This is a genomic window from Noviherbaspirillum suwonense (assembly GCF_900182955.1).
GTDB lineage: Bacteria > Pseudomonadota > Gammaproteobacteria > Burkholderiales > Burkholderiaceae_D > Noviherbaspirillum_A > Noviherbaspirillum_A suwonense.
This window is the reverse complement of sequence record NZ_FXUL01000029.1, coordinates 1-19615: the sequence shown is the minus strand read 5'-3', so window position 1 is coordinate 19615 and position 19615 is coordinate 1. Positions and strand designations below refer to the sequence as shown.

18 protein-coding genes and 1 pseudogene are annotated in these 19615 nt (G+C 62.2%); 10 read left to right on the top strand and 9 right to left on the bottom strand.

Translation table 11 applies throughout. From position 1 onward, the window contains the following. Window positions 1–3 precede the first annotated feature (3 nt). Window positions 4–618: a hypothetical protein gene (locus QOL82_RS25435; RefSeq protein ID WP_283445123.1), complete on the bottom strand. Its 615-nt coding sequence runs from the start codon at window positions 616–618 to the stop codon at window positions 4–6. Between the two features lie 648 nt (window positions 619–1266). On the opposite strand from QOL82_RS25435, the gene QOL82_RS25430 reads away from it, so the two are divergent. The 4 genes from QOL82_RS25430 to QOL82_RS25415 are packed head-to-tail and all read left to right on the top strand — an operon-like array spanning window position 1267 to window position 7107. Further along, complete coding sequence (locus QOL82_RS25430) at window positions 1267–3525, top strand: alpha,alpha-trehalose-phosphate synthase (UDP-forming) (protein ID WP_283445122.1); 2259 nt, start codon at window positions 1267–1269, stop codon at window positions 3523–3525. Window positions 3526–3527: 2 nt separating this feature from the next. Next, window positions 3528–4325, top strand: coding sequence for a trehalose-phosphatase (gene otsB / locus QOL82_RS25425; protein ID WP_283445121.1), 798 nt, complete (start codon window positions 3528–3530; stop codon window positions 4323–4325). Continuing rightward, window positions 4322–6109 carry a glycoside hydrolase family 15 protein gene (locus QOL82_RS25420; protein WP_283445120.1) on the top strand — a complete coding sequence of 596 codons (1788 nt, stop codon included), beginning with the start codon at window positions 4322–4324 and terminating at the stop codon, window positions 6107–6109. Before otsB ends, QOL82_RS25420 begins: the two co-directional genes overlap by 4 nt. After that, a complete protein-coding gene (locus tag QOL82_RS25415; protein WP_283445119.1) occupies window positions 6109–7107 on the top strand; it encodes an ROK family protein in 999 nt (332 codons plus the stop codon). The genes QOL82_RS25420 and QOL82_RS25415 overlap by 1 nt, the downstream gene beginning before the upstream one ends. 19 nt (window positions 7108–7126) lie before the next feature. Here QOL82_RS25415 and QOL82_RS25410 read toward each other — a convergent pair whose 3' ends face one another. Further along, window positions 7127–9307 carry a hypothetical protein gene (locus QOL82_RS25410; RefSeq protein WP_283445118.1) on the bottom strand — a complete coding sequence of 727 codons (2181 nt, stop codon included), beginning with the start codon at window positions 9305–9307 and terminating at the stop codon, window positions 7127–7129. Between the two features lie 356 nt (window positions 9308–9663). On the opposite strand from QOL82_RS25410, the gene QOL82_RS25405 reads away from it, so the two are divergent. Further along, window positions 9664–9861, top strand: a complete 198-nt coding sequence (locus QOL82_RS25405; protein WP_283445117.1) for a hypothetical protein — start codon at window positions 9664–9666, stop codon at window positions 9859–9861. Between the two features lie 92 nt (window positions 9862–9953). Here the strand turns inward: QOL82_RS25405 and QOL82_RS25400 are convergent, their stop codons facing one another. Together QOL82_RS25400 and QOL82_RS25395 are read right to left on the bottom strand one after the other, a co-directional pair. Beyond that, entirely contained in the window at window positions 9954–12386 is a 2433-nt protein-coding gene (locus tag QOL82_RS25400; RefSeq protein WP_283445116.1) for a hypothetical protein, read from the bottom strand. Between the two features lie 51 nt (window positions 12387–12437). Beyond that, window positions 12438–12584, bottom strand: coding sequence for a hypothetical protein (locus tag QOL82_RS25395; RefSeq protein ID WP_283445115.1), 147 nt, complete (start codon window positions 12582–12584; stop codon window positions 12438–12440). Here QOL82_RS25395 and QOL82_RS25390 point away from each other — a divergent pair. Next, entirely contained in the window at window positions 12583–12711 is a 129-nt protein-coding gene (locus QOL82_RS25390; RefSeq protein WP_283445114.1) for a hypothetical protein, read from the top strand. The genes QOL82_RS25395 and QOL82_RS25390 overlap by 2 nt on opposite strands. Window positions 12712–12771: 60 nt before the next feature. On the opposite strand, the gene QOL82_RS25385 is transcribed toward QOL82_RS25390, so the two are convergent. The 4 genes from QOL82_RS25385 to QOL82_RS25370 all read right to left on the bottom strand — a co-directional run bounded on the left by QOL82_RS25385 (window position 12772) and on the right by QOL82_RS25370 (window position 15216). Continuing rightward, the gene (locus QOL82_RS25385; RefSeq protein WP_283445113.1) at window positions 12772–12996 is read right to left on the bottom strand and encodes a hypothetical protein; all 225 of its coding nucleotides are present in this window, start codon (window positions 12994–12996) and stop codon (window positions 12772–12774) included. 87 nt (window positions 12997–13083) lie between these two features. Continuing rightward, a complete protein-coding gene (locus QOL82_RS25380) occupies window positions 13084–13866 on the bottom strand; it encodes a phytanoyl-CoA dioxygenase family protein (RefSeq protein WP_283445112.1) in 783 nt (260 codons plus the stop codon). Window positions 13867–13920: 54 nt separating this feature from the next. After that, entirely contained in the window at window positions 13921–14817 is an 897-nt protein-coding gene (locus QOL82_RS25375) for an ion transporter (protein ID WP_283445111.1), read from the bottom strand. Window positions 14818–14883: 66 nt separating this feature from the next. Beyond that, window positions 14884–15216 carry a cupin domain-containing protein gene (locus QOL82_RS25370; RefSeq protein WP_283445110.1) on the bottom strand — a complete coding sequence of 111 codons (333 nt, stop codon included), beginning with the start codon at window positions 15214–15216 and terminating at the stop codon, window positions 14884–14886. A gap of 222 nt (window positions 15217–15438) precedes the next feature. Between QOL82_RS25370 and QOL82_RS25365 the strand changes: the two genes are divergently transcribed. The 4 genes from QOL82_RS25365 to QOL82_RS25350 all read left to right on the top strand — a co-directional run bounded on the left by QOL82_RS25365 (window position 15439) and on the right by QOL82_RS25350 (window position 19136). Further along, a complete protein-coding gene (locus tag QOL82_RS25365; RefSeq protein ID WP_283445109.1) occupies window positions 15439–16461 on the top strand; it encodes an SRPBCC family protein in 1023 nt (340 codons plus the stop codon). After that, on the top strand, window positions 16458–17627 hold the full coding sequence (locus QOL82_RS25360; protein ID WP_283445108.1) for a zinc-dependent alcohol dehydrogenase: 1170 nt from the start codon (window positions 16458–16460) through the stop codon (window positions 17625–17627). Before QOL82_RS25365 ends, QOL82_RS25360 begins: the two co-directional genes overlap by 4 nt. A gap of 286 nt (window positions 17628–17913) precedes the next feature. After that, window positions 17914–18720, top strand: a complete 807-nt coding sequence (locus QOL82_RS25355; RefSeq protein ID WP_283445107.1) for a hypothetical protein — start codon at window positions 17914–17916, stop codon at window positions 18718–18720. Continuing rightward, on the top strand, window positions 18717–19136 hold the full coding sequence (locus tag QOL82_RS25350; protein WP_283445106.1) for a type III secretion system chaperone family protein: 420 nt from the start codon (window positions 18717–18719) through the stop codon (window positions 19134–19136). Before QOL82_RS25355 ends, QOL82_RS25350 begins: the two co-directional genes overlap by 4 nt. Before the next feature lie 269 nt (window positions 19137–19405). On the opposite strand, the pseudogene QOL82_RS25345 reads toward QOL82_RS25350, so the two are convergent. Further along, window positions 19406–19615 (bottom strand): annotated as a pseudogene (locus QOL82_RS25345) (hypothetical protein); the annotation flags it as partial.

Here is a 19615-nt window from a genome sequence, read left to right as displayed (position 1 = left end):
CCTTTATTTTGCGATGGTAGTGACATCGATACGTCGAACCAACTGGCCTTTCTGAATCTCCCTCTTGTTTTTCATGGGTAAAAGTCTTCTAACAAAACTTGTATTGCCATACATGCCTTTTTCTGAACCTAAGTATTTGCCTTTTTCGTCAAAATAATCATTCCATTCGCAAGTATGGCAATTTCCTAGATTTGAGTTTTCTAACGCAACGTAAAATCCGATTTTGGTTTTGACGCATTTAGCGCCGACTATATGCTTTTGATTATCTGTTTCGTAGTTATAATTAAAAGATTTGGTTTCTCTTGAGGCTAATTTAATAAATGCTACATTTTGAATGAAACAATACGGATCGCTATTGAATTGATCATTGGACACACATGTAGAGCTGATCGCTATTTCGCTTTCGCCGCAATGAAAATTACTAACATTTGAATAAAAGCAGTTAGAAGAGCTTTCACACCTATTAGGCGAGCTCAGATTGGAGGCTGCAGAAGGAGAATTTGGTTTTGACGTCAGACGTTCGACAAGAACGTCTGGCTCATTTCCAAAGTCTTGGGCAACTGCGCTTCCAAAAAAAAGGCCGGGCATAAGTAGGAAATAAAAAATCATTTTCAACATTAATTTTTCAATATTTCGCTAATGAGTCTGCTGCTTCCTAAATCCTGCTGAAAATTCAATTAACCGTAGAGCGATATAAACGGATGCAGCTGTATCCGCGTGCATATCGAACTCTTGTTGATGCTGTTACACAAAAATCAGGGAAAGCGAACCGACGGGTGAACCGTGATGCTTGGGGAAATGCGCGAGGCAGGGCGATATTAGGTGGCTTGCAGTTGTTCAGGAAAAATTGTTTATGCAAATTAACAATTAAGCGGCGCAATTGGATTTAAATAAGCGAAAAACGCATTTCTGGTCGATGTTCGTATAAGTTAATCGCATCGATTCGCCATCAGCATCGAAACAGCCCATCGCTCGCCGCGCCCACGCGCCAATCCGTAAGTCCTGGCTGCAAGCACGACCGGCAAAACCATCCACAACGCCTACCCGCTGCAAATGGTTTGCGTAATTTCCACCATGCACAGCCCCATGCTGGCTACACTCCTTAACAGTCAAGCCTGACCGGCAACTACCCATCCTTAAGTGAACCGCCGAACAGACGCCCTTGCTGCGATGCCGCATCATTGGCAAGAATGCCCTTTCTGTTCTCGCCGGAACTGTTTATTTCCAGCGATGTCCGTCTAGTAGCCTTACAAAACAGAAGAGTCCATGTCACTGCAATCTTTCCGCCTCTCCATCCGCTTCATCCTGCCGCTCGCGCTCGCGCTGGGCCTGTTTGCCTATGCGGTGGTGCCGCTGGTGGACGACATGACGCTGCGATGGTTCGTGCGCGATCTCGATGCGCGGTCGCAGATGGTGTCGTCGGCCTTGCAGGAGCCGCTGCAGGAGTACGTGCCGCAGGGCGCGGACAGGCGGATCGCGCAGTTGCTCGACCGGTCGGTGCAGGAAGGTCGGCTCTCGGCGCTGGCGTTCTGCAACCCGCAGGGCGTGGTTGTCTACAAGACGGCGGGTTATCCGGAGGCACTGGGCTGTCCGCCCAGCAACTATGCGGAGTCGCTCAAGCAGTCGATGATGAACTTGCCGGGACGCGGGCGCATCCATGTCACCGAAAGCACGCTGCGCAATGGCGCGCAATACCTGGGCAAGCTGATCCTGGTGCATGACATCAGCTATATCGAGCGCCGCAGCGCCGATGCGAAGAAATATGTGATCGCGCTGTTCGCGCTGCTGGCGGTGGTGGTGTCGCTGATCACGGTCTTCGTCGCCCACCTGAGCTGGCGCGGCTGGATCAATTCGATGCGGCGGCTGCTGCGGCCCACGTCCACTACCTCGCAGCCGCAGCCGGGCAATGCGCCGCCGGAAGTGCAGCCGCTGGTGTCCGACCTGCGGGCGCTGCTGCACGAGTACAACGTCGAGCGGCGCGGGCAGGAGAACTCGGCGCAGCTGTGGAACGCCGACAAGCTGCGCTCGCTGCTGCATGACGAACTGGCCGGCGACGAGGTGCTGGTGGTATCCAACCGCGAGCCGTATATCCATACCAAGACCGCCAAGGGCATCGAGGTGCGGCGCCCTGCCAGCGGCCTGGTGACCGCGGTCGAGCCGGTGATGCGCGCCTGTTCCGGCACCTGGATCGCGCATGGCGCCGGCACGGCCGACCGCGAGACGGTGGACGAGAACGACCGCGTGCAGGTGCCGCCGAAGAACCCGGCCTATACCCTGCGCCGGGTCTGGCTGTCGAAGGAAGAGGAGCAGGGCTATTACTACGGCTTCGCCAACGAGGGCCTGTGGCCGCTGTGCCATATCGCCCACGTGCGGCCGGTGTTCCGCTCGTCGGACTGGGAAGAGTACGTGAAGGTCAACCAGCGCTTCGCCGACGCGGTGGTGGCCGAAGCCAATACCGAGGACCCGGTGGTGCTGGTGCAGGATTATCACTTCGCGCTGCTGCCGCGCATGGTCCGCGAGAAGCTGCCCAAGGCGACCATCATCATGTTCTGGCATATCCCCTGGCCCAATCCGGAGTCCTTCGGCATCTGCCCGTGGCGCGAGGAAATCCTCGAGGGCCTGCTGGGCAATACGCTGCTGGGCTTTCACACACCATTTCATTGCAAGAATTTCCTGGAAACCGTGGACCGCTATCTTGAAACCCGGATCGAGCATGAAGCCTCGACCATCTCGTATGGCGGCGACCTGACGCAGGTCGAGCCTTATCCCATCTCCATCGCCTGGCCGGAGGAGCCCTACCCGGAAACCATCGAGGAGTCGCGCGAATCGGTGCGCAAGGAGCTGGGCCTGCCGCGCGACCACCTGATGGCCATCGGCGTCGACCGGCTTGATTACACCAAGGGCATACTGGAACGGCTGCAGGCGGTAGAGCGGATGCTGGAGCTGCATCCGTCGATGGCAGGGCGCTTTACGATGGTGCAGATCGCCGCGCCCAGCCGCACGTCGCTGGAGGAATACCAGAACCTGGAGGCGCGCGTGCGCCAGCTGGCGCAGCGCATCAACAGCCGCTTCGGCGCCAGCGGCATCGACCCCATCATGCTGAAGATCGAGCATTACGAGTCGGACCAGGTGAACCGCTATTACCGCGCGGCCGACATCTGCGTGGTGACCAGCCTGCATGACGGCATGAACTTGGTGGCCAAGGAGTTCATCGCTTCCCGCGAGGACGAGCGCGGCGTGCTGATCCTGTCGCAGTTCACCGGCGCGGCCCGCGAACTGCACGAGGCGCTGATCATCAATCCCTACCATGTCGAGCAGGGCGCCGACGCGCTGTACCGCGCGCTGACCATGCCCGAGATGGAGCAGCGCGAACGCATGCGCAGCATGCGCGCGCTGGTGCGCGACTTCAACGTCTACCGCTGGGCCGGACGCATGCTGCTCGATGCGGCACGCCTGCGGCGGCGCGAGCGGGTCACCGCGAAAATCCATTCGCACAGCCGCCGTCCGTTGCGGCGGGTGAGGTGAGGATGCGCCGACTCTTCGATGAAGACGGCCTCAAGCGCCTCGACGACATCGTGCAACCCGGCATGCTGTGCGTGTTCGACTTCGATGGCACGCTCTCGCCCATCGTCCCGCAGCCCGACAGCGCCGCGCTGCCGCCGGAAGTGCGGGAGCGGCTGCTGACGCTGGCCACGTTGGCGCCGGTGGCCATCCTGACGGGCCGCTCGCTGGCCGACATCCGCAAGCGGCTGGGCTTCGAGCCGCATTACGTGATCGGCAACCACGGGCTGGAGGGCATGCCGGGCTGGGAAGGCCGCAGCAAGTCCTATGCACTTGCCTGCGCGGCCTGGCGCAGCGCGCTGGAACTGGCGCTGAACGACAAGCAGCGCTTCGACCCTGGCATACGTCTCGAGGACAAGGCTTATTCGCTGTCGGTGCATTACCGGATGGCGCGCAATCATGCGCAGACCGAGCAGCGGCTGCGCACGCTGTTCGCGACGCTGTCGCCGCCGCCGCGCGTGATCGAAGGCAAGTGCGTCTTCAGCCTGATGCCGGAAGACGCCGCGCACAAGGGCGGCGCGCTCGAGGAACTGATGCGCCAGGCCGGCGCATCCACCGCCATCTATGTCGGCGACGATGTCACCGACGAGGATGTATTCCGCTTGCGCCGCAGCGACGTGCTGACGGTGCGCATCGAACCGCACCCGGACACCGCCGCCGAATTTTATCTGCCGGCAATGCCGGACATCGTGCAACTGCTGGACGAACTGGTGCGCCGCCTGGCCCGCCAGTCGCAGGCAATTTCAAACAGGACCCCCGCATGAGCACATTAGACTTAGGACTGATCGGCAACTCCCGCACCAACGCGCTTATCGACAAGAACGCCTCCATCGTCTGGTGGTGTTATCCGTACTTCGACAGCGACCCGCTGTGCAATGCGCTGCTGGCCGGCGACAAGAAGGAAGACAGCCACGGAAGCATCGACGTGGTGTTCGCCGATTCGCGCATGGTCGAGCAGCGCTACGAGCGCAACTCGGCCATCCTCGTCACCCGCTTCGAGGACAATGCCGGCAACGCGATCGAGGTGACCGACTTCGCGCCGCGCTTCCGGCTGCACGGCCGCATGTTCTCGCCGTCGATGCTGGTGCGCATCGTGCGCCGCACCGCGGGCCGGCCACGCATCGCATTGCGGGTGCGGCCGTCGGTGGACTATGGCCGCGCGCGCGCCGAAACCCGTTGCGGCGCCCATCACATTTCCTATGTCGGTTCGGCGCAGTCGATGCGTCTGACCACGGACGCCTCGGTGTCGGCCATCACCGATGAAAAACCGTTCTTCCTGCAGGAGTCGGTGACCATGCTGCTGGGCCCGGACGAGACCGTCGCCGGTTCGCCGCGCGAGATCGGCCGCTCCTTCCACGAGCAGACGCTGGGCTACTGGCAGCGCTGGGTGCGCAACCTCGCCATCCCGTTCGAGTGGCAGGACGTGACGATACGCGCGGCCATCACGCTGAAGATGAATGCGTTCGACGACTCCGGCGCGGTGATCGCCGCCGTTACCACCTCGGTGCCGGAAGCGCCGCACAGCAAGCGCAACTGGGACTACCGCTTCTGCTGGCTGCGCGACGCCTATTTCGTGGTCAATGCCCTGAACAGCCTGGGCGCCACCGGCACCATGGAGCGCTATCTCGACTACATCCTCAACATCATCGCCGACAGCCGCGACGCGCCCCTGCAGCCGGTCTACGGCATCCGGCGCGAAGTGGTGCTGGAAGAGCGCGAGGAGCCGCACCTGGCGGGCTATCGCGGGATGGGGCCGGTACGGGTCGGCAATTCGGCGTACTTCCAGGTGCAGAACGACGTGTTCGGCGCGGCGGTCATGGCCAGCACCCATGCATTCTTCGACACCCGGATGGAGCGCCCCGCAGGCCACCAGATGTTCCAGGACCTGGAGCGGCTGGGCGAGCAGGCGGTCATCAATTACAACGTGCCCGACGCCGGCATCTGGGAGCTGCGCGGGCAGAAGCGGGTGCACACCTTTTCCAGCGTGATGTGCTGGGCCGCCTGCGACCGCCTCGCCACCATCGCGGGCCGGCTGGGCCTGAACGAGCGCGCCGCATACTGGAGCGGCCATGCGCAGGAAATCCACAGCGTGATCTGCGCATCCGCATGGAACGAGGAGCTGGGCAGCTTCGTCTCCACCTTCGGCGGCGACCGGCTCGACGCCAGCCTGCTGCTGATGGCCGAGTTCCAGTTCCTCGCGCCCGACGACCCGCGCTTCGCCAGCACGGTGCGCGCGACCGAGAAGCACCTCAAGCGCGGCGAGTTCCTGCTGCGCTATGACGAGGAAGACGATTTCGGCCTGCCGGAAACCGCCTTCCTGGTCTGCACGCTGTGGTGGATACTCGCGCTGGCCCAGATCGGCGAGAAGGAGCGGGCGCGCACGCTGTTCGAGCAGGTGCTGGACCGCCGCAACCATCTCGGCCTGCTGTCGGAAGACGTGGCGCCCGAGACCGGCGAGATGTGGGGCAACTTTCCGCAGACCTACAGCATGGTCGGCCTGATCCAGTGCGCGGCCCGGCTGAGCATTACCTGGGACGAGGCTTACTGATGGAGACCAATGCGATGAACCAGAGCCTGCTGGGCGCCCTCGATATCGGCGGCACCAAGATCGCGGCCAGCGTGGCCAACGCGGACGGCCCGCTGGCGCGCGTCACCGCGCCCACGCCCAAGAGCGGGCCGCCGGACACGGTGGCGCGCACCTGCATCGAACTGCTGCATGCGGCCTGCGACCAGGCCGGCGTGCCGCGCGAGGCGCTGCATGCGGTCGGCGTGTCGTCGGCCGGGCCATTCGCGCAGGTCGACGGCATGCTGGGGCTGGCCTCGCCGAATATCTGCGGCGGCCAGTCGCAATCACATGACCTGCCGAACGACTGGGTGGTGATCCCGCTCGAACGGCCGCTCAAGGCGCAGTTCAGCCGGGTCGCCATCGAGAACGACTGCGTGTCGGCGCTGGTGGCCGAGCGCACGTTCGGCGCGGTGCGCGACGAGCCGGACTGCGTCTATGTCACCTGGAGCACCGGCATCGGCTTCGGCTTCTGCGTCGACGGCCATGTCCTGCATGGCAAGCACGGGAACACCGGCCATGCCGGCCACATGCTGATGAGCGACACGTCCGACGCGGTATGCGGCTGCGGCAACCAGGGCGACCTGGAAGCGCTGATCTCCGGGCGCAACCTCGCCAACCGGCTGGGCCAGTCCACCGCCGACGTGTTCGACGCGGCACGCGACGGCGAGGGCAACGCGCGCGCCATTGCCGAAGACGCGGCGCGCTGGTTCGGGCGCGGGTTGTACAACGTCGCGGTGGCGCTCGACACCCGCATGTTCGTGGTCGGCGGCAGCGTCTGGCAACATCATGGCGACTGGCTGCTGCCGATGGTGGAGAAGGAACTGCACAGCCGCATGCATGCGCTGACCGACGGCGTGACTATCGTTCCGGCGGGACTGGGAAGCCTGGTCGCGGACATCGGCGCGTTCGCGCAGGTGATGCCGCCGGAATGGGTGAGGACGTGGCGGGAGACGGAGCCGTGGACGCCGCGTGATCAATGAACAGACCCAACGTGGAGGTCTAGTCGTTCAACAAGTATTCCGTGACAGCTTGCTCATTGTCGACATCGGCGACGAGCCCGTTCTGTAGTGGCGCGTCAGGCGCAGCCCGTAGTTGCGGCGCTGTGTGGGCGACTGCGGGAGTTGGCGTTGTAGGGGTAGTTGTCGTGGTAGTGCTCGTGCTGCCACTGGCCGGCTCGAACAGGTGTGCTGCCGGACAATCGGCATCGGGTAGCCACCAGAATTCTGGCGGCGGGCCAGGGTCGATCATGTCTTCGCCGAAAAAAGGCATGAACAGGAATTCTGGATTCACCGTCTCGAGCCTGTTTGTTTTATTGGGCGGCTTGGGAACGACTGCACCGGCTATATGGTCTGGAAGAGCTGTATGGGCGGCACGCGCTGGATAGTGTGCAAGCAGAAAGTCTGCCGCTGCCTGTTGCGTGGTTTTTTCGGGATATAAGCCGGCTTCCATTTGCCTGATGGCCAGGGTTAACTGAAGTAACATCCCTGCCCTTTTGAAAAGGGCAGGTAGCCGGTCTTCCCGCCATCCACTAGCCTTGGCGCGCTGGAGGATGTGTATGAAGCCGGATGGCATGCTATGGGCAAGTAAAGTCGCTTGTACCGTGTTGTGCCGGACGCGCATTTTCTTGCATGTCCCTTTAATGCTGCAAATACGCAGCAAGACCCGCTCGAGGCACTGCCAAAGCGGTTCCTTGTCCTGCTCGTCATCGTAATGCAGACAGAGAACCGCGCAAAGTTGGACCCACGTAGTGAAACCCGGTGGTGAATCAAAATCGGCTTCGTTGATGGTGCTGATCGCATGTGGTAGCTCCACCTGCCTTGCGTCACGCACCTGCCGCGCTATCCAATCAAATCGTTCATCATCGACGGGCTCCACATTTTCGTCATCAGCTACCTGGCTGGCCGATTGTGGCGTGTCAGGCGCGGGCCGCAGTTGCGGCGCCGAACTGAAGGCTGTGGGAGCTGGCGTTGTAGCGGTGGTCGTAGTGACGGTGCTCATGCTTTCGCTGGCTGGCTCGAACGCATGTGCCGCCAGATAATAGCCATCGGGTAGCCACCAGAATTCCGGCAGCGCACTTGAGTCGACCATATCTTCGCCGGGGTTAGGCATGAACGGGAATTCCGGATCCACCGTCTCGGAACTGATTACTTTTTTAAATGGGTTCGGGACAACCGCAGCATGTGCGGCAAGGTCTGCATGGGTTGCATGAGCGGCACGCGCTGTGCAGTGTGCAAGCAGAAAGTCTTCCGCCGCCTGTCGCGCGGTTTTTTCCGGATGCTGGCCGGCTTGCATTTGCTCGATGGCCAGCGTCAACGGAGATGACATTCCTGCTTTGTAGAAAAGGACTAATAACCGGCCTTCCCGCCATTTACTGGCCTTGGCGCGCTGGAGGATGCGTATGAATCCGGCTGTCATGCTTTGGGCAAGTAAAGTCGCTTGTAGCGTATCGTGCCGGACGCGCATTTCCTCGCATTTCCATTTAATGCTGCGAATACGCAAAAAAACCCGTTCGAGGCACTGCCAAAGCGGCTCCTTGTCCTGCTGGTCATCGTAATGCAGACAGAGCATCGCGCAGAATTGGAGCCACACAGTGACAGCGGCCGGCGAATCAACACCGCCTTCCTGGATAGGAATAATCGCAAGTTCTAGATCTACCTGCTCTGCGTCGCGCACTTGCCGCGCTATTGATTCAAATCGTTCATCAGTGACAGGCTCCACGTTTTCTTTATCAGTCACTTGGCCGGCGGACTGTGGCGCTCCAGGTTCGGCCCGGAATTGTGGTGCCGAATGGGTGATTGTGGAAGTTGGCGTTGCATTGGTAGTGCCCATGCTGCAATGCCGCCGAGGTTTCAGGAGGCGCACGAGGTCGCGAGGGGGCTCGTACTCATTGGAGAAGGGCAGGGGCAGGGATGGTCGTGCAACCGGCGGCAAAATTGTCGATTGGGCAGGCGGTGCAGGGTCGAGCACGCGGACTACCGGGGTTGTCGGATCAACCCGCGGCTCGCCAGCCTGGTTCTGCCCTGGCGACTCCAGATGCGGCCGCTTTGCCGGCCGGCTGTCAATATCAGCGGTATCGCCACTGGCCTGCGGCTCGGGCGCGCGGCGCTTGCCGTGGGACAGCATGGGTAACTGGTCTTTTGAAAAATTCAGCATGGGAAGAGCCTGTAAATTTTTATTCATCAGGTGTTGGGGACAGGGTCTGGCCAGTGAATGACGCGATGCATCATTTACGCTCAAAAAACCCGAGCTTGTTGGTGGCTGATCTCCATCCGCAGTTTCGGGTCGAATCATCATCATCTCTGCCGAAATATTTGCTTGCCAGCTGTGGAATGACTTTTGTGCGTACACCGACTATTTTTTGCTTCGTTCGAGGGCGATTGCGTTTCTGCGCTGGTAACCGAACGCATTTTCGGCACATGCGCCATCGCCGAAGACGCGACGCGCTGGTTCGGGCGCGGCCTCTACAACGTCGCGGTCCCGTTCGACACCCGCATGTTCGTGGTCGGCGGCAGCATCATGGCGACTGGCTGCTGCCGATGGTGCAGGACGAACTGGGCAGCCGCATGCATGCGCTGACCGAAGGCGTGACCAGCGTACCGGCGGGACTGGGCAACCTGGTCGCGCACATCGGCGCGTTTGCGCAGGCGATGCCGCCGGAGTGGGTGAGGACGTGGCGGGAGACGGAGCCTGGGCGGCAAGGATGGATGGTGCGATACAGGTCGGGCCTGGTGTAAGTTGGCCGCTGATGCACGGCGTCAAACCCCGACATCTTGCAGCCCTTACGCCCGGCAGCAAGCCTTGGGTGCACGGGCTGCCTCGCTTCTTGTCACGTCGAAAAGGTGGCGATGTTCGCGTCTATGGCGCCCAGTTCAGCTGCCACAATGGCGGCAGCGTGCCGCAACGCTTCCTTATGATCGATTAACTTCTTTAGTCCAGTCCAAATCGGTAACATGTTTGAACCTTGGAAATTTTCATTTTTCCACACGTCGTAAGCGCATTCGCAAAGCCTGGCGTCCCTTCCTGCATGGTGCAGCAACATTTGTGCGATCTCCTTTCGTGAGTCTTCAAGACTGAATCTCCTGCTGACCTGGAGCACGAGTGAGAGCAGGTAAAGCATCATGTCTCTGCCGATCTTGCGCTCGTCCTGTTCCTGGGTTTCAAGGATTCTCGCCAATATGGGGCAAATGTCGTCGATCAACTTCTGCACGTCCGGGATATCTTTCGCGATGCCTGCCGCTTCGAACGCTTTAAGACTATTCCATGCGTTTGTTGCATCGTTTTGCTTAAAACCATTTGCTTCGACTACTGGATGCTGCTGGCTTGGCGACTCTGCATCTTCTGGTCCCCGACCATCGTTTCGCGGCGCCGGCGCCGCTGCTTGTGACCACGCCAGCCCTGGCGCCGTTGCCCGTATTTGTTGCATGATCCGCGCGCGCTGGAAGTCAAATAATTGCCTTAGCACGGGATTATTCTCATAGCTCCATTCGTATAGGGCCTTGGTCTCCGCAGGCGCCAGATCGATCGTGATATTGAACGAACTCGCATCGATTTCTGCTGGCAGGCTAGCCTTTGTTTGTGAGTGCCAGGATGCGGTGATCGTAGACAGCGTTAATAACAGAGGCGCCGCCGCCGGCCGCGTCGCGAGCAGTATCATCCATTCATGCGTAACCCTCCGAAGGTCGTCGAACGTAATCAGGAGTGTGGGCATCGACATGTTATTCTGGCTCAGCACGTCCTCATAGGCTGAAAAAGCCATTTCGATATTTTCAAGGTGAGCACGGTCGCGAGCAGACATTGGCGGCCATGTCACCCCAAGCCTCTCGATTGACGATGCGCTGTTGACGATGCTCGCACCGTCTTCGTCAATGCGCTGCCGCTTGCGTTCGACTGGCTCGTCAATGTGCATCCGCTTGTGTCCAGGCGACTCGATAATGGTTTGAATCGGCGCCGCGATTGCCTGCCGAGGCGGCTTGATCGGTTCATGCATATACACTGGCATGGGTGGCTCCGAAGTGCGCTGGAATGGCATCGGGGCAGCAGCCGCCAAGGCTGCTCCGAAAGGCAAAACCGTCGACCCCAGGGCTGTGGGTTGCCAATAGGCACCCGGCACGTAGCCGTACGGTCTGGGCTGTGCCTCACTTTGGAGCAAGGATGTTCCAGGTATTGCCTTGGCCTGACGCATGATGGGGCGGGGAAAGACCAATGTGTCTTGATACTGGCTTGGGCCACCGTTATCGGGAAAGGACACTGCAAGGGGTTGCAAAGCCGCTGGCGCAGGCGAGCGCTCTGGGCGCGGCCCGCCTGAAGAGTCTGTCAGGTCGACCCGTTCGACCGACTCGGTGGTCATCGGCGTGAAAGCGGGATCCTGGTCGCGCGCGCGATGCACTTGATCGGACTTCATTGCGACGATGGGCAAGCTGAGGTCGGCGTCGTGCGCGCCATGACGGGCAGTCATTAATCCGGTTGCCGCTTGTAGCGCTGTTTTTTCCGGGTGCGTGCCTACTCTCGATTGCTCAAGTGCCCGCTTTATGGTTGTCGCAATTTTTGCCCGTAGAACCAAACTGTTTAATCGCCCGTTCTGCCATTTGCTGTCCCTGGCGCGCTGGATAATGCGTATGAAGCCGGCAGGAATACTTGTGGAACGCAAGGAAGCTTTTGCCATGTTGAAGTGGGCAGGATCGCTGGAACACCGTAAGGTGGAGATGCGAAGCAGGACTTGCTCGAGACACTGCGACAGCTCTTCCTTGTCGTCTTGTGCATCATAATGCAAACAGAGCGTTCCGCAGAATTGGAGCCATTCAAGGACGACCGGCAGTGAGTGAAGCTTGACGTCTCGGATGGCGTCCTTCACCTCTTCCAATGCAGGCTGTTGTGCGTCCAATACCTGCTTCGCGATGTTTTGCAATCGCATGTCAGTCTCGGAACGCATGTCCGTGCCACAGGCTGCCGGGCGGGCTTGACCCGGCTGTCTCCAAACGGGCAAGGATGAGGTTATGGGCAAGCTAAATGATGTACCTGGCAGAGTGACAGGCGGAGTAACCGGCAGAAGGGATTTTGGCGCTGGATCGAGCAGGGTGACCACGGGCTTTATTGGCGCGGTCAGGGGCGTGCCGGTTGGATGTTGTTCCGGCGATTCCAGACGCGCTCCTTGGATGAGCCGGTTATTAATGGTAGCGGTTTCGTCGTCGGCTGGCCGCTCGTTTTCGCGGCGCTCGATGTGCAACAGCGCGTGACACTGGTTTTTCGGAAAATTCAGCATGGGAACGGTGCGTGCAAGACGTTATTCGGCATGTCAAGGCGGGAGTGGCGTTTAAGTTGGCTGCGCATGGGCGCCGAGATGGCGGATCGCCTCTGCCATGAGCCCGGCGATGCCAAGCCGGAAGGCACGGACGATCATCGCAGCAGCAGGGCCAAGATCATATCGACCAATGGTGGAGAAGAAATCAAAGAGCCGCATGCATTTGCTGACCGAGGGCGTGGCCATCGTGCCGGCGGGGCTGGGGAATCTGGTTGCGGACACCGGCGCGCTGGCACAGCTGATGCCGCCGGAGTGGGTGAGGGAGTGGCGGGATAGCGAGCCGTGAAAGCGATGAGGGTTGGCGTAATGCGTTTTCGCCCATTAAGCCACGAACCCTGCTTCTGCTTCAGGCGCCGCTCTTGCCTTCTCGGCCGCCGATAGGCTTGTCAGGGTCGTATAAAACGCCCTCGATGATTAAAGGACGCTCAACGCGAGGCAACCCTCCTCCTGATACCTCTCCCAGCGCGTTCATGTCCAATATTTTCTCGGCATCAGCATCCAGCATTCCCTCGTGCTGCTGTCCTTTTGCTTCGGTGTTCCCGTCTTCCGGCTTTTCGCTCGATGCGCTCATGTCTCTTCCTCGTTAATTAACTTCAGGGATGCCGGCATGCCGATGTGGCACGCTGGTAGACATGGGTGAGAAAAGATCGATCGGAGTTCATTGCGTTCCGACAGCAACCTCCCCTGCAGCAGCCGACTTCGTTCCTGCCAGCGGCACATTCGACTTGCCCCGATACGCAAATACCACCGACGCCTTCATCTGCGTACTGTCATTGCGCCCCGCCGCATGGAACAGCTTGCTGTGGAACAGCACCACGTCGCCACGCTCCAGCACCGGCGTTACGCCCTGGGCAAACAAGGCCTGGTTCTCAGGCACCTCGGGCCGCAGGAAATCGAGCGCGTCCATCTGGCCCGGCGCCAGCGGTATGCGGTGCGAGCCTGGGATGAATTTCAGCGCGCCATTGCCGGCTTCCTCGTGTCCCAGGGCCAGCCAGACCGAGATCAGGTCGGGCCGGGTGAACGACCAGTAGCGTATGTCGCGATGCCAGCCGGTCGCGGTGCCGAAGTCCGGGTGCTTGGTCATCACGCAGTTGTGATGCGCCAGGCTCAGCACCACGTCCTCGCGCAGCAGCTGGCCGAGGCCGGCGACGAGGGTAGGGCTGGCCGCCCAGTCGTGGAAGCTGGCGTCGCGCTGCCAGGCATTGCGCAGGCGGCGCGCGGTGCGCCCGCCGGGCGCGTCCAGCGAGGCCGGCGCGCCCTCGTAGCCGACTTCGGCTTCGTATTCGATCGGCGGGACGGCGCGGCGCAGGTGGTCCTGCGTGACGGCCAGCATGCGCTCGCAGTCCGCGGCAGGCACCATGCCGCGCAGCAGCAGGTAGCCTTCGGCCTCGAAGCGCAGGATCTGGTCGGCCGACAGCGGGCCGGGCAGGGAATCAGTCATGGTCAGGATAGGATGGTTTTCAAAATCATGGGGAAGCGAATGCACAGGCCGCCGTCAGCGCGCCGCGGTCGACTCCAGGGGCGGCAGCGGCGCGCCGCAGTCCTTGCAGAACTTCGCGCTGTACTCATGTCCTTCGCTCAGGCATTCATGGCAGGTCCGGGTGGTGGCCCGCAGCCGGCCATGCTGCGCCGTCAGCTCGGAGCTGATAATGCCGGTCGGAACAGCGAGGATGCCCCAGCCCAGCAGCATCATCAATGAGGAAATCGCGCGCCCGATGTCGGTCTTGGGCACGATGTCGCCGAAGCCCACGGTCGTGATCGCGGTGATGGCCCAGTAGACGGAGGTCGGAATGCTGGTGTAGCCATTGCCCGGGCCTTCGACGACGTACATGACCGTGCCGAGCAGCAGCACCACCATCATCACGACCGACAGGAAGATCAGGATCTTGCGGCGGCTTGCTATCAGCGCGCGGTTCAGCATGCCGTATTCCTCCACATAGGAGGTCAGCTTCAATATGCGGAAGATGCGCAGCAGCCGCAGGATGCGCACGTCCAGCAGCACATGGGCGCCCGGCATCATCAGGGCCAGGTAGGTCGGCAGCACGGACAGGAAATCGATGACGCCGAAAAAGCTGGTTGCATAGCGCAGCGGCCGGCGCACGCAATACAGCCGGGCCAGGTACTCCAGCGTAAACAGCAGCGTGAAGAACCATTCCAGCATGCCCAGCACGTCGCCATAATTTGCCGATACCGCCTGCACGCTGTCGAGCACGACCACGGTAATGCTCAGCAGGATGGCGACGATCAGGCTCAGGTCGAACAGGCGGCCGGCACGCGTCTCGGCTTCGAAGATGATGGTGTAGAGGCGGGCGCGGAAGCCGGCGTCGGGCTTGCCGAACTTCATGCCGGGATCGGCGGGCGTGCTTTTTGCTGCGGGTCTGCCTGCGTGCATGCGCTTGCCGTAATAAGGGAACAGAGACCGCCAGTATATCGCCAGCCCCGGCGGACGCCTTGCCATTCAGGCATTGCGATAGAAAACCGCCAGCCAGATGGTGTCTTTGCCGGGCGCGGTCCATTCGACCCGGTGCCGCGCATGCGCCGGGATGTGCGCATGCATGCCGGGCGTGAGCCGCAGCAGCGCGTCGCCGGCCTCGAAGCGCAGCGTTGCTTCGCCCTCGAGCAGCATCACCCATTCATCCTCTTCCTGGTCGTACCAGTAGCCGGGCGGCGACGCCTGCCCGTGCGAGACGATGCGTTCGATGCGCAGGTCGCGGCCGGTCAGCATGACTTCGCTGATTTCGTCGGGGAGGCCCGTGGGCGCATCGTGCAGGAAATGTCCGTGGGTAATCATGGCGGTCTCATGTCGCAGTCTTGGGGCGCGGTCCCGTGTCGTATGCGTGAAATCAACAAGCGCTCAGGTAGCCCGAATATTACAGAACTACCAGTCTTGCAAAATTGACTAATTTTTTCGCGAACGGGCGGCCATTGCCTTCATGGCAGTGCGCCATGTCAACCGGCGGCCGGGAGCGTTGCTGGACAGGGCGACGCGGCGGCCAGCCACAAGGAGGATTGCATGAACGATACCAATACCGAGACTGATACCGACACCGGGCAGGCAGCCCGGCCCGATCCCGGCAGCGCGCTGCGCGCGCGGCCGCCGGGCAAGGAATTCCGCTACGAGGCGCCTGCCGGCGACGGGCTGTCACCGCTGCAGGTCGGAGCCGGCATGGTGATCCTCGGGCTGGGCATTGCGCAGCTGCTGGCGCCGCGGCAGGTGACGCGCTCGACCGGCGTGCATGCGCACCCGGGCGTGGTGCGCGCATCCGGCGCGCTGTCCATCGCCAGCGCGGCCAGCATCCTCACGCGCGGCGCGCCGCAGTCGCTCGGGCTCGCGCGCCTGGCCTCCATCGCGCTGGAGCTGACGCTGCTGGGAAGCTCGGTCTCCCATGCCGCCAGGCGTGGGCGGGGCAGCCGCCTGGCGCTGGCCGGGGCCGGCGTCGCCGCCGCGGCCATGCTCGACATGGGCGCCGCCGTCAAGCAGGGCGCACGCCAGACCATGGGCGAGCGCACGACCGAATCGGGCGCGCTGGTGGTTGAAAAATGCATCACCATCAACAAGTCGCCGGACGACTGCTATCGCTTCTGGCGCAACTTCGACCGCTTCCCTGAATTCATGCAGCACCTGGAAGCGGTGGAAAAGATCACCGACACCCGTTCGCACTGGAAGGCCAGGGCGCCGATCGGCGCCAACGTCGAATGGGACGCCGAGATCAGCGCCGACCAGCCGGGCGAACTGCTGTCCTGGCACTCGGTCGACGGCGCCGATGTCGACAATGGCGGCACCGTGCGCTTCGAGCCGGCGCCGGGCGGGCGCGGCACCATCGTCCGCGTCGAGATGCAGTACAAGCCGCCCGGCGGCAAGGCCGGCGCGCTGGTGGCCAAGCTGTTCGGCGAGAACCCGTCCCAGCAGATGGATGGCGACCTGCGCCGCTTCAAACAGCTCATCGAGACCGGCGAAATCACGACGACCGAAGGCCAGAGCGCGGGCGAACGTAGCGCGATGGTGAAACTAATTAAAAAAGGAGTACCAGGATGAGAGCACTATGCTGGCATGGCGCCAAGGACGTGCGGGTCGACAACGTGCCCGACCCGAAGCTGCTCAACCCGCGCGACGCGATCCTGAAGATCACGTCGACCGCGATCTGCGGGTCCGACCTGCACCTGTACGACGGCTACATCCCGACCATGGAAAAGGGCGACATCCTGGGCCACGAGTTCATGGGCGAAGTGGTCGAGCTGGGCAGCGCCGTGACCAATCTGAAGGTGGGCGACCGCGTCGTGGTGCCATTCCCTATCGCCTGCGGACAATGCTTCTTCTGCGAAGAGCAGCAGCATTCGCTGTGCGAGAACTCCAACCCCAACGCGCCGATGGCGGAAAAGATGTGGGGTCATTCGCCGGCCGGCATCTTCGGCTACTCCCACCTGACCGGCGGCTATGCGGGCGGCCAGGCCGAATATGTCCGCGTACCGTATGCCGACGTCGGCCCGATCAGGGTGCCCGACGGGCTGGACGACGAGAAGGTGCTGTTCCTGTCCGACATCCTGCCCACCGGCTACATGGCCGCGGAAAACTGCGACATCAAGCCCGGCCACGTGGTGGCGGTCTGGGGCTGCGGCCCGGTCGGCCAGTTCGCCATCCAGAGCGCCTACCTGCTGGGCGCGGAACGGGTGATCGCCATCGACCGCTTCCCCGAACGGCTGCGCATGGCGCGCGAACTGTCGCGGGCCGAGACCATCAACTACGAGGAAGTCGATGTGCTTGACGCGCTCAAGACCATCACCGGCGGCCGAGGCCCGGACGCCTGCATCGACGCGGTCGGCATGGAAGCGCATGGCGTCGGCCTGGTCGGCGCCTATGACCGGGTCAAGCAGGCGATGATGCTGGAGACCGAGCGTCCGAATGCGCTGCGGGAAGCGCTGATGGCCTGCCGCAACGGCGGCGTGGTGTCCATCCCCGGCGTGTACGGCGGCTTCCTCGACAAGATGCCGATCGGCTCCTTCATGAACCGTTCGCTGACCCTGAAGACCGGCCAGACGCATGTGCAGCGTTATCTGAAGCCGCTGCTGGACCGGGTGCAGAAGGGCGAGATCGATCCGAGCGTGATCATCACCCACCGGATGCCGCTGGAGCAGGCGCCCGAGGCCTACAAGATGTTCCGCGACAAGCAGGACCAGTGCGTGAAAGTGGTGCTCAAGCCGTAGAGCGCCCGCGCCGGAAAGCCGTCGGTCCGGCTTTCCGGCATTCCTCCCGACAAAGGTTGTGGTTGTGGTTGTGGTTGCCGCTGCTCGCGGCAATCCTTGCCGCCGGTTTCCGACGCGGCGCTGCGGCCAGCGCCATCCCCATCCGTTCATCACTGCAACACGGCCACGGCGCTGCCGCCGTACGACAATCGACGCATCTTCGGCATGGACTTGAGGCGTCGCAAGCTCTCCCCGAAATTGGGTAGGCGCATGCAGCAGCCTGAATCGACGCGCTACTCACGGCGTCATGAAGAACATCGAACGCTCCGGCGCGGCACAGCGCCCCGATCATCCCGTCACCAGCGGCCCGCGCCGCACGAGGCAGCCCGAGCCGGTGTCGGCCGTTCGCTATGTCATGCGCGGATTGCGCTCCACCGCCATCGCCTTCATGGCGCCGGTCGTGGTCGCGCCGCTGCTGCCCGCGCCGCTGCGGCCGCTGCGGCTGGTGGCGGGCGGCCTGCTGTATGCCGATCAGCAGCAGCCGTCGGCGATGCGCTTCACGCCGCCGCCCGGCCGGCAAGGGGAGTGCGCCGGCATGCTGCTGGGCTTGCTGCCCTTCATCCCGGCCTTCGCGCTGCAGGCCCACCTGACCGAGACCTGGTGCGCCAGGCCAGGCAGCGCCGGCGCCCGCATCGCCGCCACGAGCCAGCAGGCATGGACCGGCTTCTGGACACGTTTTCCCAAGTGCGTGGCCGAGGTTGCAGCCCGTTACCCGATCAACTTCGTCCTGGCCCGCTGCACCGCGCAGGTCGCCGCCGCCATTGTCGGCAGCAGCCTGTCGTTGAGCTACCACCGCATCCGCGGCCGCAAGCTGGTCGCCCGCCAGCTGCCGCCGGTCAAGCCGCGCCTGCCGCAGCGCGTGGCGGCAAGGCCCGAGGTCTACCTGGCAGGCGGACTCCTGTTCATGGTGCCGGCGCTGCTCGACACGCGCATCGGCCTGTCCCTGCTGCAAAGGGCCGGCGTCCCGCGCGCCTCGATCGGCACCGTCATCACCAGCTCCGTGGTCGGCGCCGCATTGACGACATCCATGGTGCCGTTCGAGCGAAGGGCATGACGCCGGAGCCGGCCTATGTCGCGATGCTGGACCGGCTATGCCGGCTGGCAGGCATTCCCGCAGCCGAACATGCGCAAGCCGTTGCGCAGCAGGCGATGACCATCGATGGCCTGCCCACCCATTTCCGTCTCGAAGCCTGGTCGGGCTTCATCAAGATCTATATCGAGATAGGCCGGCCGGCACCGGCCACGCTGCCTACGCTATGCCAGTCCATCGTCGAACACCAGCTCATGCTGCCCGCACCCTTTACGATGCTGACCGCTCTCGATCCCGATTCCAGCAACCTGGTTCTCTATGGTTGCGCGCCGCTGGCGGCGGACAGCGGCGAAGACGAGTCCTTCCTTGCGTTCCTGCAGGCTTGTGCTGATGCGGCTCACTTGTTGCGCAATGTGCTTGGGGAAGACGTTGATCGATAGATGGGATATTGGGGAATGGGGGCGTAACGGTGCGCCTGGCGGGCAGGTGTGAAGGTCGATCGGGTTAGCGATCCGCGGCGCAAGGGCTATCCCCAAGGTGTAAAAGGACATTTGCGGTTGCCGTGGCCCGCGCAGCGACAGTTGCTGTTGCTGTTGCTGTTGACGTTCCGCGCAGCGACTGTTGCGGTTGTTTGTGAACTGGCCGTTGCCGTTGCTGTGGCAGTGGCTGTTGCTTATGTAGTGGTCGTTGCCGTTGCAGTGAATCCCCGTTAGATGGCGACGCGTCGCCAGTGCCTGAAACGGATAAAGAAGCGTCCGCTGTCTGAGCGAAGCGAGTTTCGGACGCTTCCCGTTTCAGGTGCTGGCGGCGCGTGCAGTCCGCGCAGCGGACCGCCATCGTAGGGGTCGCCTTTTTTGCCCCACTTTTTTGGCGAAGCAAAAAAGCGGGTCGGCTGCCGGGCCGAACACCCGGCTACTCC

Excerpts from the sequence above, each read along its gene's own strand:
- QOL82_RS25355 (WP_283445107.1), top strand. The coding sequence starts at position 17,914 with ATGAAGAACATCGAACGCTCCGGCGCGGCACAGCGCCCCGATCATCCC.
- QOL82_RS25415 (WP_283445119.1), top strand. The coding sequence starts at position 6,109 with ATGGAGACCAATGCGATGAACCAGAGCCTGCTGGGCGCCCTCGATATC.
- QOL82_RS25385 (WP_283445113.1), bottom strand. The coding sequence starts at position 12,996 with ATGAGCGCATCGAGCGAAAAGCCGGAAGACGGGAACACCGAAGCAAAA.
- QOL82_RS25360 (WP_283445108.1), top strand. The coding sequence starts at position 16,458 with ATGAGAGCACTATGCTGGCATGGCGCCAAGGACGTGCGGGTCGACAAC.
- QOL82_RS25410 (WP_283445118.1), bottom strand. The coding sequence starts at position 9,307 with ATGAATAAAAATTTACAGGCTCTTCCCATGCTGAATTTTTCAAAAGAC.
- QOL82_RS25400 (WP_283445116.1), bottom strand. The coding sequence starts at position 12,386 with ATGCTGAATTTTCCGAAAAACCAGTGTCACGCGCTGTTGCACATCGAG.
- otsB (WP_283445121.1), top strand. The coding sequence starts at position 3,528 with ATGCGCCGACTCTTCGATGAAGACGGCCTCAAGCGCCTCGACGACATC.
- QOL82_RS25420 (WP_283445120.1), top strand. The coding sequence starts at position 4,322 with ATGAGCACATTAGACTTAGGACTGATCGGCAACTCCCGCACCAACGCG.
- QOL82_RS25430 (WP_283445122.1), top strand. The coding sequence starts at position 1,267 with ATGTCACTGCAATCTTTCCGCCTCTCCATCCGCTTCATCCTGCCGCTC.
- QOL82_RS25370 (WP_283445110.1), bottom strand. The coding sequence starts at position 15,216 with ATGATTACCCACGGACATTTCCTGCACGATGCGCCCACGGGCCTCCCC.
- QOL82_RS25365 (WP_283445109.1), top strand. The coding sequence starts at position 15,439 with ATGAACGATACCAATACCGAGACTGATACCGACACCGGGCAGGCAGCC.
- QOL82_RS25380 (WP_283445112.1), bottom strand. The coding sequence starts at position 13,866 with ATGACTGATTCCCTGCCCGGCCCGCTGTCGGCCGACCAGATCCTGCGC.
- QOL82_RS25350 (WP_283445106.1), top strand. The coding sequence starts at position 18,717 with ATGACGCCGGAGCCGGCCTATGTCGCGATGCTGGACCGGCTATGCCGG.
- QOL82_RS25375 (WP_283445111.1), bottom strand. The coding sequence starts at position 14,817 with ATGCACGCAGGCAGACCCGCAGCAAAAAGCACGCCCGCCGATCCCGGC.
- QOL82_RS25405 (WP_283445117.1), top strand. The coding sequence starts at position 9,664 with ATGGTGCAGGACGAACTGGGCAGCCGCATGCATGCGCTGACCGAAGGC.
- QOL82_RS25395 (WP_283445115.1), bottom strand. The coding sequence starts at position 12,584 with ATGCGGCTCTTTGATTTCTTCTCCACCATTGGTCGATATGATCTTGGC.
- QOL82_RS25390 (WP_283445114.1), top strand. The coding sequence starts at position 12,583 with ATGCATTTGCTGACCGAGGGCGTGGCCATCGTGCCGGCGGGGCTGGGG.
- QOL82_RS25435 (WP_283445123.1), bottom strand. The coding sequence starts at position 618 with ATGTTGAAAATGATTTTTTATTTCCTACTTATGCCCGGCCTTTTTTTT.